Origin of the sequence: Paenibacillus terrae, from assembly GCF_000943545.1 — a bacterium.
GTDB lineage: Bacteria > Bacillota > Bacilli > Paenibacillales > Paenibacillaceae > Paenibacillus > Paenibacillus terrae_A.
This window is the reverse complement of the sequence record NZ_JTHP01000003.1, coordinates 105,253-119,027: the sequence shown is the minus strand read 5'-3', so window position 1 is coordinate 119,027 and position 13,775 is coordinate 105,253. Positions and strand designations below refer to the sequence as shown.

13 protein-coding genes and 1 pseudogene are annotated in these 13,775 nt (G+C 43.8%); 11 read left to right on the top strand and 3 right to left on the bottom strand.

The annotated features are described in order from the left end of the window. Window positions 1-58: 58 nt before the first annotated feature. Window positions 59-613 carry a hypothetical protein gene (locus QD47_RS02910; protein WP_044644706.1) on the bottom strand — a complete coding sequence of 185 codons (555 nt, stop codon included), beginning with the start codon at window positions 611-613 and terminating at the stop codon, window positions 59-61. Between the two features lie 163 nt (window positions 614-776). Between QD47_RS02910 and QD47_RS02905 the strand changes: the two genes are divergently transcribed. The 10 genes and pseudogenes from QD47_RS02905 (at window position 777) to QD47_RS02860 (ending at window position 11,337) form a co-directional block, all read left to right on the top strand. Then, window positions 777-2,492, top strand: coding sequence for a recombinase family protein (locus QD47_RS02905; RefSeq protein WP_044644705.1), 1,716 nt, complete (start codon window positions 777-779; stop codon window positions 2,490-2,492). 42 nt (window positions 2,493-2,534) lie between these two features. After that, window positions 2,535-2,942 (top strand): annotated as a pseudogene (locus QD47_RS02900) (ATPase, T2SS/T4P/T4SS family); the annotation flags it as partial. Beyond that, entirely contained in the window at window positions 2,939-3,736 is a 798-nt protein-coding gene (locus tag QD47_RS02895) for a type II secretion system F family protein (RefSeq protein ID WP_044644703.1), read from the top strand. The pseudogene QD47_RS02900 and the gene QD47_RS02895, both read left to right, overlap by 4 nt. 18 nt (window positions 3,737-3,754) lie before the next feature. Next, the gene (locus QD47_RS02890; protein WP_044644778.1) at window positions 3,755-4,627 is read left to right on the top strand and encodes a type II secretion system F family protein; all 873 of its coding nucleotides are present in this window, start codon (window positions 3,755-3,757) and stop codon (window positions 4,625-4,627) included. Window positions 4,628-4,640: 13 nt separating this feature from the next. After that, window positions 4,641-4,832 carry a Flp1 family type IVb pilin gene (locus tag QD47_RS02885; RefSeq protein ID WP_013309278.1) on the top strand — a complete coding sequence of 64 codons (192 nt, stop codon included), beginning with the start codon at window positions 4,641-4,643 and terminating at the stop codon, window positions 4,830-4,832. Continuing rightward, window positions 4,832-5,500 (top strand): TadE family protein, encoded by a 669-nt coding sequence (locus QD47_RS02880; protein WP_044644702.1) that lies wholly within the window; start codon window positions 4,832-4,834, stop codon window positions 5,498-5,500. The genes QD47_RS02885 and QD47_RS02880 overlap by 1 nt, the downstream gene beginning before the upstream one ends. A 39-nt stretch (window positions 5,501-5,539) precedes the next feature. Next, window positions 5,540-7,756, top strand: a complete 2,217-nt coding sequence (locus QD47_RS02875) for a hypothetical protein (protein WP_044644701.1) — start codon at window positions 5,540-5,542, stop codon at window positions 7,754-7,756. Then, the gene (locus QD47_RS02870; protein ID WP_044644700.1) at window positions 7,725-8,744 is read left to right on the top strand and encodes a TadE/TadG family type IV pilus assembly protein; all 1,020 of its coding nucleotides are present in this window, start codon (window positions 7,725-7,727) and stop codon (window positions 8,742-8,744) included. Before QD47_RS02875 ends, QD47_RS02870 begins: the two co-directional genes overlap by 32 nt. A gap of 92 nt (window positions 8,745-8,836) precedes the next feature. Next, window positions 8,837-9,349 carry an A24 family peptidase gene (locus QD47_RS02865; RefSeq protein WP_044644699.1) on the top strand — a complete coding sequence of 171 codons (513 nt, stop codon included), beginning with the start codon at window positions 8,837-8,839 and terminating at the stop codon, window positions 9,347-9,349. Between the two features lie 65 nt (window positions 9,350-9,414). Next, a complete protein-coding gene (locus QD47_RS02860) occupies window positions 9,415-11,337 on the top strand; it encodes a DUF6382 domain-containing protein (RefSeq protein WP_044644698.1) in 1,923 nt (640 codons plus the stop codon). A gap of 80 nt (window positions 11,338-11,417) precedes the next feature. Here QD47_RS02860 and QD47_RS02855 read toward each other — a convergent pair whose 3' ends face one another. Beyond that, window positions 11,418-11,657 (bottom strand): helix-turn-helix domain-containing protein, encoded by a 240-nt coding sequence (locus QD47_RS02855; RefSeq protein WP_044644697.1) that lies wholly within the window; start codon window positions 11,655-11,657, stop codon window positions 11,418-11,420. 187 nt (window positions 11,658-11,844) lie between these two features. Here QD47_RS02855 and QD47_RS32895 point away from each other — a divergent pair, with 187 nt between their 5' ends. Continuing rightward, window positions 11,845-12,027, top strand: a complete 183-nt coding sequence (locus QD47_RS32895; RefSeq protein WP_044644696.1) for a hypothetical protein — start codon at window positions 11,845-11,847, stop codon at window positions 12,025-12,027. Between the two features lie 570 nt (window positions 12,028-12,597). Here QD47_RS32895 and QD47_RS02840 read toward each other — a convergent pair. Next, complete coding sequence (locus QD47_RS02840; RefSeq protein ID WP_044644694.1) at window positions 12,598-13,512, bottom strand: TIGR01777 family oxidoreductase; 915 nt, start codon at window positions 13,510-13,512, stop codon at window positions 12,598-12,600. Window positions 13,513-13,775: the final 263 nt, after the last annotated feature.

Here is a 13,775-nt window from a genome sequence, read left to right as displayed (position 1 = left end):
TATCTCCTCGTAATCTTGTCTGAACTTTTTAACAAATAGAATAGAAGGATATCGCAGGTTATAATTTATATTTAAGCGCAATGTCATCTAACTGATTTTGAGTTATTTTATTAGTATCTATCTCAACCTTTATGAAAGGTAGGAGGATATTCTTCTTTTCTTTTAGAACTTTTCTATATATCTTATTTAAAAATTTTTGGGAAAACTCTTCGAAAGGACTAGGTGTTGTTACTGTTGCGCAATCTCCTAATAAATTTTTGATGTTTTTAGATGAAACTAGCCAAGTATATGCAGTTACTTTCGCTTTTCTTTTTTTCGATATAACTAATAGTTTATGCATTTGCCTAATGAAATCTCTTCGGTATTTTATTTTTTTTCCAATGTGTATTTCAATTCGGTTAAACCAGTTGTATTGACACTTGGCAGGAAGCTTAATGAATTTCCTAGAATAAAAAATTTGTAGTAGTTGTATTATTAAAAAAAGAACAGGAGTAGCATATGAGAAGATAAAGAGTGCCATTTCGAATTTGGGAAAAAATAATATAAAAATTCCGAATACAGATAATAAGAGTAATAATAAAATTACCGTTGTTTGCTGATTTAATGATTTCATTGGTACACTTCCTTATGTTTGATAAATACATTTTATGTGGTAATAAAAAAAATATCTACAATTAACATGCTGTAGTGTGTCTGATACGTAATTAAGCTATTATTTTTTTTGTTTTAATGATAACCTTTATATAAACATAGTATTCATTATAAGGAAGGTGCTTATGAAGAGAATTGCTACATATTATGCTAGATGCTCAACAGACAAAGAAGAGCAAAAGCAATCAATAGATAATCAAATTAGTGGCTTAATGAAGTACGCAGAGGATCATGACTATATATTGTCTGAATCTGGTGTTTTCAGTAGCAGGGATGGAGGAAATATTCCATATAAGGGATACGTCGATGAAGGTTTTTCCGGTGCTAAATCAACTAAGTACCGTAAAGCTTTTCTTCAAATGATGAAAGATGCTAAAGCTGGATTCTTTGATGTTATATTAACTAAATCTGTCAGCAGATTTGGTCGTAATGTAAAAGAGATGCTGATTCACATTGACGAATTAAAAAAAATTGGTGTAGGCGTGTGGTTTGAAGATATACAATCTTTCTCACTAAACAACGCCGATATGCTTAAGATTCAACTGTTTGCGACTTTAGCTGAAGCGGAAAGTACGTCGAAAAGTGATAGTATACAGTGGGCAAAGAAAGAAGCGGCTAAAAAAGGCATTTGGTCAGGTAGAGAACCATACGGCTATAATATTATTAAGGGCAAACTAGTTATTAATGAGTATGAAGCTGAAGTAGTCAGAAATATATATAAGTTATACATTAATGATTTATATGGAGTGAATAAAATAGCTAAAAAACTGTATGTAGATGATCAAATACCAACTAAGCGTGGAGGTAAATGGACTGGATCACATGTTGCTAAGATTTTAAAAAATGAAATTTATTTAGGTAAAGTTAGACAGCATAGAACAAGAAAGTCTGATATTAATTCTAATCTAATTGAGAAAATACCAATCGATAAGCAGATTATTTATGATGATCAACTACTTAGAATTATAGATGACGAGATTTTCTTTAGGGCAAAGGCTGAAATGGCTAGTAGACCGCATATTGAGAGTTTCACATACAACACAAAACATGATGATGGGAAAAAAGTTAGAACAGGTGCTGAGACAAATGGTAGGGGAAGATATTCAACCTCTCATTTATTTAGTAATTTATTATGTTGTGGAAATTGCGGTGGGATGATGAGAAAAAAAGTACAAAAAACAACTCGTCAGACACACCATTATTATTATTGTCGTAATCATGAACAATACGGAAATTCTGTATGTGAATATCGTAATTTAGTAAGAGAAGAAGAAATGCTTGAATGGATAAAAGAAGAGATAAAGGAACGTGTCAATGCTCCAGAAATAAATGATTGGTACTACACAAAGCTAATTGAAAATAGATATCAAACAGTTGACTTTGCTAAAACAATAAAGGAACATACTGAAAGGTTGACTGAATTAGCTGAAGAGAAGGAGACTAACTTTAGGTTGGTAGTTAAAAAATTTATTTCTGACGAAGAATATAATACCAGAAATCAATCTATTGATTCGGAAATGCAAAAGTTACAAAATGAAATTAAAAGATTGAATTTTATTGATGATGAAATATATAGTTTAAAGTTAAAATTTGAAGATTTCAATAAAGAGTTGAATAGCCTCGATTTGAATGATTTGAGTAATGTGGTATTACGTAAATTTCTTCAACGAATTACTATAACAACTTATGAGGATGAAACTTTTAGAGAAATCAACTGGAGATTTCTTGATTCTGATGAGGATGACATTATAAATAACAACCCAACTATAAAGCAAGAGATTTACGAAGAGGAAATGCTCTATGAGGAGGAAATAGCCTTTATGGAGCAGTATGGAGAGTGAGGGGGTATCCTTCACTTTTTTTGTTTTTTTAATGACCTTATTATAAACATTGTACAGGCGATGAACACAGGACATGATGGATCGCTATCGACGGGACACGCAAATAATATCCGCGATATGGTCAGTAGACTGGAGACGATGGTGCTGGGCGGGGCTGAGCTGCCACTAGGTGTGGTACGGCAGCAGATCAGCTCGGCCATTGATATATTCGTGCATTTGTCACGATTGCGGGACAAATCCAGACGGGTGCTGGAAATTAGCGAAGTAACTGGCTTTGAAAATGGTGAAGTGGTGCTCAATCCGCTCTATCGTTTTCAGGAACGGGGCGAAAGTAAAGGACGCATCGTCGGAGGGCTGGAGCGTTGCGGTGAAGGTCTGCAACATACGCTGAAGCTGCAAATGGCCGGGATGAAGCCGGAAAGCTGGAGCAGGGGGGAAGAGTCGGTATGAAGCCAGGAAAAGCGGCTGTGAAGCCGGAGCAAGCATCCCGTCAGGCTACTTCCCTGCCGGACTATACGGTATATACATTGTCACCTGTGCAAAAAAGCCTGTGTATTCTCTTTAGTGGTGTGCTCTTCGCGATGATCGGCTATCTTTTTTATCATCAATGGATACTGTCGTTGCTGTGCGCTGCTGGAGCTTTGGTGACGCCTCGTTATTTTCGTCAGTTTTTGCTGCAACGGCGCAGGTCGGCTCTGGGCATTCAATTCAAGCAGGCTTTATATTCGCTCTCGTCTTCCCTTTCGGCGGGGAGGTCGGTGGAGAACGGCTTTCGTGAGGCCGTAGAGGATTTGAGGCTGCTTAGCCCGGATGGAGATCATGATCTGATTTTTGAATTTAACATTATTACAGCCTGTCTGGAAATTGGACAACCCGTGGAGACGGCTTTGCAGGATTTTGCTCGTCGGGCGCAGATGGAGGACATTACGAATTTTGCGGACGTGTTTGCAGCTTGCAAACGAACCGGGGGTGATCTGGTGGAGGTCGTGCGACGGGCTTCAAGTGTTATAGGGGAGAAGCTGGAAATTCAGCAAGAGATCGGTGTGATGATCGCGCAGAAACGTTTTGAATCGAGGGTTATGTTTGCGGCGCCTTTTCTGTTTGTACTGTTTATGACCATGACTGCGGGAGATTACATGATGCCGTTATACAGCGGGACAGGTATGATTTTGTCTACCTTTTGCCTATTGGTGCTTGGTGGCTGCCTCGTATGGATTAACCACATTATGAAAATTGAGGTGTAAGGAGAGATAGGCGTGGTGATGTTGGTTTGTCTGGTCATGCTGGTTCTGCAAGTGGGAGGTTGGGTGGTGCTGAACCAGATATACGGTGCTAAGTATGCGAGCTTTCGCCATATGAAGCTGGAAGGACTGCGGCTGCAAAGGCTCTCGGTTCCTTTCGTACACATGATCCATGCTTCACGTGCCGCCCAAAGACTGCCTTTGCTGATGTTCAAGCTCCAGCGCTCAGTACAAAAGCTGTACGGTATGCGCAACAGTGGGGAAAAAACGATGCTTTTTCTGGCCGAAATGGTGGGTTACGGATACATGATGGCGGCTGGTGGAGCTTTAATATCGCTCATGATGGGCGGGGATGCGACCGGGCTGGTGCTCGGATTGGGGCTGGGTATTCTGGTACCCATCGCGCTGGTCAAGGATCTGCACGGAAAGGTACAGAAGCGGGATCAGCAAATTTTAATGGAATTGCCTGAATTACTGAGTAAAATCATGCTTTTGGTCGGCGCAGGCGAGACGGTACAGCGGGCATTGCTTCATTGCGTGGAGCGCAAAGGGGCGGATACGGTACATCCGTTGTACCGGGAGCTGCGTCAGACGGTGGGGGAATGGGAAAGCGGCTATTCCTTTCAACAGGCATTTGAGCATTTGAGCAAGCGCTGCGGCATTCAGGAAATGACGGTGTTTACGACAACAGTGTTGCTGAATATGAGACGCGGCGGGAGCGATTTTGTAATGGCTTTACGTGAGTTGTCCCAGACGTTATGGAACAAGCGGACTTCGATTAGCCGCACAAGAGGGGAGCAGGCTTCGTCTAAGCTGGTATTTCCGATGGCGCTGATTTTGCTAACGGTTATTGTGCTGGTGGGTGCTCCCGCCTTAATGATGATGAATATGTAGGAGGAATACAACGATGATGACATTAGTAACAGGTAGTATTCGTAAATTGTACAAGGATGAGGACGGTTTGGGTACGTTGGAAATGATTCTGATTATCGCGATTCTGATTGCGGTGGCGATTATTTTCAAGGATCAGATCAAGAAGATTGTAGAAGGTCTGTTGAAAAAAGCGGATAAAAAGAGTAACGACTTCATGGATTCATAATGCTGCGCAATTTGGCACACAAAGAGGAAGGGAGCTTCTCATTGGAAGCTTCCCTCGTCTTTCCCATACTGTTGCTGGTCATTTTTGTGATGTTATTTTTTTGCCTGTACATATATCAAAAATCCATCTTGGTGCAGGTTGCTTCTACAGCTTCGGAACGAGCCGCTTATAGCTGGGATAACAGCTTCAAGGAACCGCGTACAGGCGCATTCACCCAAGGACAACGAGATTCGCTTTATTGGCGCTTGAAGGATGATGCCATGCTGGGTGCCTTGTTTGGCTGGGCTGGAGCCAATAATCAGGTAAGTGTGCAGGTGCCCGGTGGCGGTGGAGGAGGCGATTTGCCCGCCCAGAAGCTGTCCCACGCCGAGAGTGGCATGCCTGCCGGTATGCAGGGACAGATGACATATGAGAACAGCCTGATCAACCGTAAGGTGACGACAGAGCTGAATAAAATAGTGAAAGTGCCTTTGCTGAATCAGTTTCTGGATCAGACAGATTTACAGGGAACAATGAGCTCGGGTGTGGTAGAGCCTGTGGAATGGATTCGCACGGTAGAGCTGGTTCGATATTACGGAGCAAAATTTATGGGCAGAGGCTCAGGTGAAAAGATAAATCCGGCAGTTGCAGGACAAGTATTAACGCAATATGGACAGAACGGTCCGTAAGAAGCGGAGAACACGAATGGACTGGAAGGGAGGAAGCGAGTGTTTGGAAAAGGACGTAATGCTAAGGATAGCGAGTTAGGAGCCGTCACGGTCTTTTTGATTCTGATTTTAGCGGTCATGTTTGGCTTTATTGCTGTTTTTATTGATTATGCACGAATTGCCGCGCTACATGTGCAAACTGAACGGTTGACCCATGCGGCGGTTCGTTCAGTCATGTCTGCCTATGATCCGGCATTACAACAGGATTATGGTCTGTTTGCCTATGGTGAGAGCAGCGGAGAGCAAATTATGGTCAAAGTACTGAACGACAGCGCCAAGCGCACGCCGCGTGCAGACACACTGCCACTTATGAACACGAAGCTGGATTCAAGCTCTTTGCACATGGAAAGAGAGCTTGGTAAATATGCCATATTTAACGAGCAGATTCGTGAAGAAATGAAGTATAAAGCGCCTGTCGATTTTACAGTGGAAGTGCTCGAAAAGCTGAAGCCGCTCTCTCAGAATATGAAAGAGGCTTCGCACACGGTCGATTTGCTGAAACGGCTGCAAAAGCTGTATGACAAACGCGAGGCTAAGCTGGATGACATGCTGGAGAAGCAGCGTGAGGCAGGAGCTTATATGGAAGAGGTTCGCAAACGGATCATTAAACAGAGGGGCGCGTATATCCCCAATCAGTATATTTGGGATTCGCTTGAGGTTGTAGCCGATATTGCCGCCCAATATAAGCATTACGTGCATGTGTATGAGGATAATAAAAAGAGTGTAGACGACGTTAAAATCATGCAGATCGAGAAATATGCGAGAAGGGCGAGATCGGCACTTGATCGTCTGGGCCAAGCCATGACCAAGGTAGGAAAAGAGCATGATGAGCTGCTTGTAGAGGCTAAGGAGCCGCTGAATGAAGCAAGGCAAATTAACGAAGAGATGCGTCAAGTCATTGCTCAATATAAACAGAGGGCTGCCAATGCAGGGTATGATGAGGTTTCCGCAGCCCCTACTCCGAGTGGAGGGAGCTCCAGTGCTGATCCGTCTATAGGAAGCGCAAGGCAGAAGGCTGACGATTTATTGATTCCAGATAAGGAATTTGATCAGATGGAAGCGACTATAGAAAAGCAACGAATAGCTATTCATACGGTTAACAACAGATTAACGAGTATGATCCGCACATTATCCTTTTATACAGATCCGAATCTCAATACAGATATGTTCAGACAAGAAGTGATCTCAACGCTCAAGGAAATGGATCAATATTTGAATGCATATGCCTGGTCAGGACCTTCTAATGTACTTGATGGTGAAGCCAGAGCAATGGACACGCGACGTGGACCTGATAAAGAACGCAAAAAAATGGAAAAAGAGGCGAAGAGCAAGCTCAAGCAAGCCTATCAGATCATTGAAATGCTTTCCAAAGGGTCGCAAAGTGCCGGACCATTTCAAAAGCTGGAGCAGTATTACAATGAAAGTATCTCCTTTAACCAGTCTGCATCCAGCCCGTCTGTATCGGCTGATTTGTCCTATGATACCTATGATGCGGCAGGAGCTTCCATGGACAGTATGGATGGTCTATACGGGGCGGCATCCGGCTTGCTGACGCAACTAGGGGATGAATTTTTCCAGAATGAATATGCGCTTTCTTACTTTAATCACGTAGATTTTAGCCGATTTGGCAGTTTAGCCGGATCAGGTGGGAGGGTGGGGAATACAGCGCAAATTTTGGGAGATCAACTGGAGTTGAATAATCAGGAGGTCGAGTACATTCTGTACGGTTTCCATAACCCGACCGGAAACCTGGCCTCCGCTTATGGCGAGATTTTTGCTATGAGGCTGGCCATTCGCACGATGGAGGGTTTGGTCAAAAATAGCTCCAAGGGCAATCCGTTGGTTGTTTTGGCGGCAGCTCTTTTATATGGGGTAGAGAAGGCGATTGAAGATATGATTATGCTGGCTCAGAAGGGGTATGTGCCTCTGTCTGATTTTCTGAAATTTCGAATGACGTACAAGGATCATTTGAGATTGTTCCTCATGCTCCATAGCAATAATGAACGGAAAATGTCCCGTATGCTGGCCTTGATCCGCCTGAATACAGATGTCAATCCTGCTGAACGGCAAACGTATGTAAGGGGCGAGGTTAAGAACGGGATGAGGCTGTTGTTTTTACCTGGGGTGATGAAGATGCTGGGCACTGCCTCAGAGGAAGGCGAAAGCATTAAGGGAAGTGTGTACTATGTTACGAAAACAGCGCATTTTTCTTATTAATCGGTATTTACAGCGGATTGGTGGACGGAGTCGCCGTGAACAAGGAAGTATCGTTTTAGAGGCGTCGCTAGTGTTGCCGTTGTTTCTATTTTTTATTATTTTTCTAATTTATATGGTACAGATGACGCTGGTATCTACAGCCTTGCAGACCACCGCTTCAGAAGCGGTAAAACAGGTTTCGGCTAAAATCTATCCGGTGACTCTGGCGGTGGATGCGGCATCTGCGAAAATAGATGCAGTTCGCCAACCGCTGGATGAGCTGCCCAAGTTATCTGTGAGTGAATATGCAAGCCAATTCGCTACCCAGCTGCCACCTCCCATCGGTGATTGGGTAGAAAGCGCTGTGCAGGGGGGAAAAAAGCCCATGGAGGAGCTACGTGGGCGCTTGACAGAAGCCGCGCTTGATCCTGTTCTAAAGCCACTGTTAAAGCCTTTTATAGAGGATAGCATTCTCGAGTACGACCGTATACACGTAACGAGCGTGTATGTGCCGTCTCTTGCGGGAACTAAGGACCCTTATTTTAGGGTGGAGCTGTCTTATGAGCTGCCGATGAAGGTTCCTTTTCTGTATCGTAGTATTGTACTCCAGACAGCGGCAGAGGAACGTCTCTGGATCGGTGACACGGGAGAGGGAACAGGTACAGGAGATGCTACAGCGGCTAACAATGCCCAGAGCTCCATACAGTTGCTTGTCAAGCCTGAGCCTGCCGTGAAGGGTGTATATAACTTGATCAAGGCCAAAGTGGAACCCGGAACGTCAGCTAATCTTTCTGTACTTTATAAGTCGGGCCAAAGCACGGCTCAACACTTGGGCTGGACCTCTGCCGATGCGGACGGGATTATTGAATGGAACTGGTTTGTAGGTACAAAAACGACACCCGGTCAATGGAGCTTTGTGATCGAAACGGACGATGGACAACGTATCGAGGTTCCATTTTCGGTAGAGAAGACGACCGACGGGGAGAGGAACACACATGGATCACGATAGCACGGATATATGGGAACGATGCGAATAGATAGAGAAAATAACGATGGAAAAGGTTTGAAACGCTTCGTGCTTATCATTAAGGGGGAATTGCATTGACGTGGATGTATATCGTATGTGGTGCTTTACTGGCGATTGCGCTGGTCACGGATTTACGTAGTATGAAAATTCCTAACAAGCTTACGCTGCCCGGCATGGCAATGGGCTTGCTGTTTAATACGATATTTGGGGGATGGCATGGATTTTTATTTGCAGCGGCTGGATTGGGGACGGGATTCGGCTTCATGTTGATTCTGTACTGGATGGGAGCTGTAGGTGCTGGCGATGTGAAGCTGTTTGGCTTGATCGGAGCATGGACGGGGGCTGCTTTTGCATGGCAGTCGGCTCTCTATTCGATTTTTTTCGCGGGTATTATTGGTTTGGTGATCCTTCTGTGGAGACGGGAAACCATAATGAGATTGCGGCGTGTGGCTTTTAATCTGGGAGGATTCTTTCTGTTTCGCAGCGGCAAGGCGCTGACGAACGGGAGGGAGGCACACCTCAGGTTTCCTTTTATGACCGCCGTCATTCCGGGAGCGATCAGTGCTTATCTTTATTTTTTGCCATAACAGGTTCGGTTAGGTAGATAGCAGGGTACTCACGGAGATCGGGAAAATGCTAAGGAGGTCATGATTTGTTTGGTTTAAGCAGGGATTTTGCCCGCAACGGCGGGACATTTATGATTTTAAACAAGGAAGGCGGGCTTAAGACCGATGATTTAAATTCCGTGCAAACCGGAATGATGACTGGCAATCGGATTCCCGGTCTTCTGGAGCTGAGAATCAAGGAAGTCGATTTTCAGGTGGAGCTGCACTACGATATTTCGGGTCAACGTATGCTGTCCCAGGTATGGAAGGGAGGGGGAGTGTCGACTTCCGATTTCTATCGTATTCTTTTTGCAGTAGTGGATGCTCTCCATCGTAGTCCGCGGTATATGCTGGATATGCGGCAATTTATTTTACACGAAGATTATATTTTTATGAGCGGTTCAGGTTCAAGGGAAAACGTCAGTTTAACCTATGTCCCTTTGCAGGGTGTATTGTATGAAGGACAGGCTGGGAGCCAATTTAAGCAATTGGTTATTCGCTTGATGACACGTGTGGTTCATTTTCAAGGGGCCCCTATGCAGCGCATATTTGAACTGTGCGACAGGAACGAATTTGATCCGGGAGCGTTGAAGGAGCTGCTGTTGCAAGGGATGGCGGTCGGCGCAGACAGCTTTAGCTCTCAAAGTGAAGATGGAGAAGGACGCAGCAGAGATACCCGTGTTCGAATGGGAGTTCGAGGAGAGCGTGATGGATTGCATTCAACAGCATACGGAAAATCTTTTCCGTATGCTGATCAATCCTTATCCGGTCATTCGTCAACGCGTGATTATTCAGCGAGTCAAGAAGGAAGTGGGCAAGGAGAGGAATACAAATTTTTCGCCTCAAGGGATCCGAGAATCCAGAAAAAAATGCATGAGGATCAGGATACGCTACAGGAGATTCAGGAGCTTAAACGGATCAATCGGCTCAAGCCGTCCGTGAAGCCCCAGGAGAATGATGAGGCAGATGTAGAAATAGAAGAAACGGAGCCTGCATTGCAGAAATATAAAACGTACATTGCTTTAGGCTGTATGCTAGCTTCAGCCATCGTGTGGCGATATATTTATCTGGACCATCCAGATACGGTGCCGCTTGGTATTTCCGTAGTGCTTACCTTGGTACTCGCAGTCGTTGCTTATATGAGCTGGACAGGAAAATGGGGACGCAAGGATGCTTCGTCGCATACCTATGCTGATTCAGTCCCTGTGCTGGATTCGGAATGGCTTGGCGCAGCTTCTCCTGCACAGTGGAAAAATGACCGTTATCAGGTCGATAAGCTAACCGGATTCGTAGCAGGACGTCAGAATAAGGATAAGCACTCTTCCAATTCAGGTGATCAAGGACAGGAAAGCTGGCGCTGGTCTTTTCCTGACCCGGAATCTGAAAATATGGGTAGCCAGGCGGGAGAAAGAGGTAAAGCTTCTGCACGTCACGACTTGCATGAGCCGCAGGAGATAGGTGCGGATCGGAGGAATGATTTGGAAGCCAGTGATACCAGCGAGGCATATTATAAATCCTTGTCTGGTGTGACGGAACTGCTAAATGCTACATCAAGGCAGGAAACGGTGCTGCTTCGTGCAGATCAAGGGGTACATATTCCATACGTTCAAAAATCACCGATTGCCTGTCTGGAACGTAAGCCACCGGGAAGTGGAGCGGCCGAGCGCATCCGATTGCAGTCGGACCAATTTGTTGCAGGCAGCTTCTTCATCGGAAGAGACCCGCAATTGGTCCAGTTTGTAGAACAAACGGAGGGAGCGTCCCGTTCTCATATTGAGCTTTGTATAGATGCAGAAGGACAAGGTCACATCGTCAAGGATTTGTCCTCGACGAACGGAAGCGTTCTGAACGGAGAGCCGATGGTGCCTTACAAGGAGTATGCAATGAAGGACGGAGATACTTTTAAAATAGCCGGAGTATCCTATACTTATCGGCTGGAATCTTTTAAATCTTCTTCCAATGCCTCTTGAGTGAAGGGTAGTTTGATATGTATAAAGAAGGAGCCCGATTAATGCTCTGGGCTTCTTTTGTATTTTAAAAGATAGGAGGTTTATTCAGTTTCTTCCACTTGAATAACGTCAAATAATTCCCCTAAAGTTATTCCTAAATATCCACAGATATTGGCAAGCAATGAGGTCGAAAGACGTGAATTATCCAGACCCTGATTATTCACTAATTTATAGATCGTTCCGATTCTCTCTCCTGTATCTTTTGATAGCTTATAAGGTGTAATGTTTTTTTTCTTAAGAATTCTTTCCAAGTTACAGGTTAATTCGAATTTAATCTTCATGACAATGGATAGCCTCCAAGAACATATTGAATTATTATTAACAATAGATGTGTATAGTCTTATATTGTTTATATGGTCGTTAGATGTCTATATCCGTCAAAAGATTATATCATCTTAATAATGGGGTGTACAACACCCTTAGCTTTGCTATGGCCATTTTACCAGAATAGAACTGGAGATGATACTTATGATTACAAGATATAAATTCAACAAACAAGACATTAAAAACATTATTTGCATACTAAAAGTTTGGGGACAAGAAGTAAGTAGTGAAGAAACAGAGTTGTATTATTACCACATTATTGACGTGCTTAATCGAAAATGGCAAACGATTGGCTATAATGTTTCAGACGCTATTCGAGTATTTTAAAATGGAAGTGACGATAAATGGACGTATATTATAGAGCAAGCCCCATATAATCCTGATCTCACTACTAATGATCTAATTAGTATGCTCAGTATTAGTTCTGATGCTTCGCACACTCGAAATGCTATGCAAATTATACTGAATACGGTTGAAAGACGAAATGCTTTTGTTAATCGAATTGTTAATGTGAACGAGGAAAGTACGCTTCTTCTCCTAAGAGCGATGCAAGAGCAATATCTTACGTATAATCAACTTTCAGACGAAGAGTTTATGAAATTGTACACTGCAAATCCAGTGAATGCCTTAACTTTATATTTCCTTGAACCCGTTGACATTATTGCGTTTTGGGAGTGGGAAACTGCTGATGGTACGTGTGAAAAAGCCATTCAATATAAACTTGAAAAACCTTTGATAAATTAGATGGAACAAAGTGCGAGTTAGACGAAATAAGGAAGGGCTCTATGGTTTATTTTAATTAATCATCTTGTGTGAAAATATTTCATACCTAATAAAAGAGGAACCCTAAGCTGATAAAGATCTTATCAGTCCAGAGTTCCTCTTTTTAAAATCAATTCAATGCCGCTTATGGGGAGAATGTAGTTCCTCCAGTGCTTCCTTCAGTGAAGGATAGTTAAACTGAAATCCGTGCTCCAGCGCCTTGCGCGGGATTACTTTTTGACCGTCCAATATGAGGGTACTCATCTCACCGACTAGCTTTTGTACGAGAACGCCGGGAACGGGAAACCAGTGTGGACGGTGGTATACCTCAGCCACGGTTTTACCAAACTGGTCGTTCGTCAACGGGTGTGGTGATGAAGCGTTCACAGCCCCGGTGATATCCGGCGCATGGATGCAGTGGGTGATCAGGCGGACGATATCCTTAATATGAATCCAGCTCATCCATTGATGGCCGCTGCCTATTTTACCGCCGAATCCGAAGCTGTAAGGCAGCTTCATCAGTGGAAATGCACCGCGTTTGCTGTCCAGTACGAGACTAATGCGCAGTTTGATTAACCGGGCATCGGAAGGGTAGGCGTTGGCGGCTTCCTCCCACTGCTCGACCACTTGAGACAGAAAGTCTTCCGAACGGCACGAGCTGGTTTCATCGAACGTTTCAGTAAGGGACGTACCGTAGGCGGCGACAGCCGAAGCCTGAATGATAACTTCCGGCTTTTTTTGCAGAGCATTTAGTGCTTGGGCCAATTTGGCAACAGACAACAGGCGTGATTGGAGAATTTTTTGCTTGGACTTGTCCGTCCAGCGCTGATTCAGCGTCTCTCCTGCCAAATTAACGGCCACATCTGTACCCTCTAATGCTTCCGGCTTTTGTTTCAGTTCGTTCCAGCTCATATATTGCAAGCGTGGGCTCGCTTCGTGACCTACCATGGGTTTACGGGTGATTACCTTCACCGTATGCCCGTCGTTGAGCAAGCTTTTGGTCAGCGCACACCCTACTAATCCAGTACCTCCGCATATGACGATGTTCATGGAGTTTGACTCTCCTTCCGATTCGCAAAAAAATATGTATGTTATAGAATATAACCCTTTTCGAGAAAAAAACCTCATTCGAATGTACCTGTATACGTTAAAGGATGTCAATCCATGCTTTCATTTACCCCGTTTCCCTTCGTGTAATCCTGATTTGTGTGTGGACTACCATAAAAGCCATGTTGTTTGATTTCAATAATCACGTTAAAATGATTAAATCAAAATAAGATAAGCATAACAGAATAACAAGGATAAGGGGATGA

What these genes read in the sequence shown, in the direction of transcription:
- QD47_RS02855 (WP_044644697.1), bottom strand. Translation starts at nt 11,657, where the DNA reads ATGAAGATTAAATTCGAATTAACCTGTAACTTGGAAAGAATTCTTAAG.
- QD47_RS02890 (WP_044644778.1), top strand. Translation starts at nt 3,755, where the DNA reads ATGTTGGTTTGTCTGGTCATGCTGGTTCTGCAAGTGGGAGGTTGGGTG.
- QD47_RS02880 (WP_044644702.1), top strand. Translation starts at nt 4,832, where the DNA reads ATGCTGCGCAATTTGGCACACAAAGAGGAAGGGAGCTTCTCATTGGAA.
- QD47_RS02870 (WP_044644700.1), top strand. Translation starts at nt 7,725, where the DNA reads ATGTTACGAAAACAGCGCATTTTTCTTATTAATCGGTATTTACAGCGG.
- QD47_RS02895 (WP_044644703.1), top strand. Translation starts at nt 2,939, where the DNA reads ATGAAGCCAGGAAAAGCGGCTGTGAAGCCGGAGCAAGCATCCCGTCAG.
- QD47_RS32895 (WP_044644696.1), top strand. Translation starts at nt 11,845, where the DNA reads ATGATTACAAGATATAAATTCAACAAACAAGACATTAAAAACATTATT.
- QD47_RS02905 (WP_044644705.1), top strand. Translation starts at nt 777, where the DNA reads ATGAAGAGAATTGCTACATATTATGCTAGATGCTCAACAGACAAAGAA.
- QD47_RS02910 (WP_044644706.1), bottom strand. Translation starts at nt 613, where the DNA reads ATGAAATCATTAAATCAGCAAACAACGGTAATTTTATTATTACTCTTA.
- QD47_RS02885 (WP_013309278.1), top strand. Translation starts at nt 4,641, where the DNA reads ATGATGACATTAGTAACAGGTAGTATTCGTAAATTGTACAAGGATGAG.
- QD47_RS02840 (WP_044644694.1), bottom strand. Translation starts at nt 13,512, where the DNA reads ATGAACATCGTCATATGCGGAGGTACTGGATTAGTAGGGTGTGCGCTG.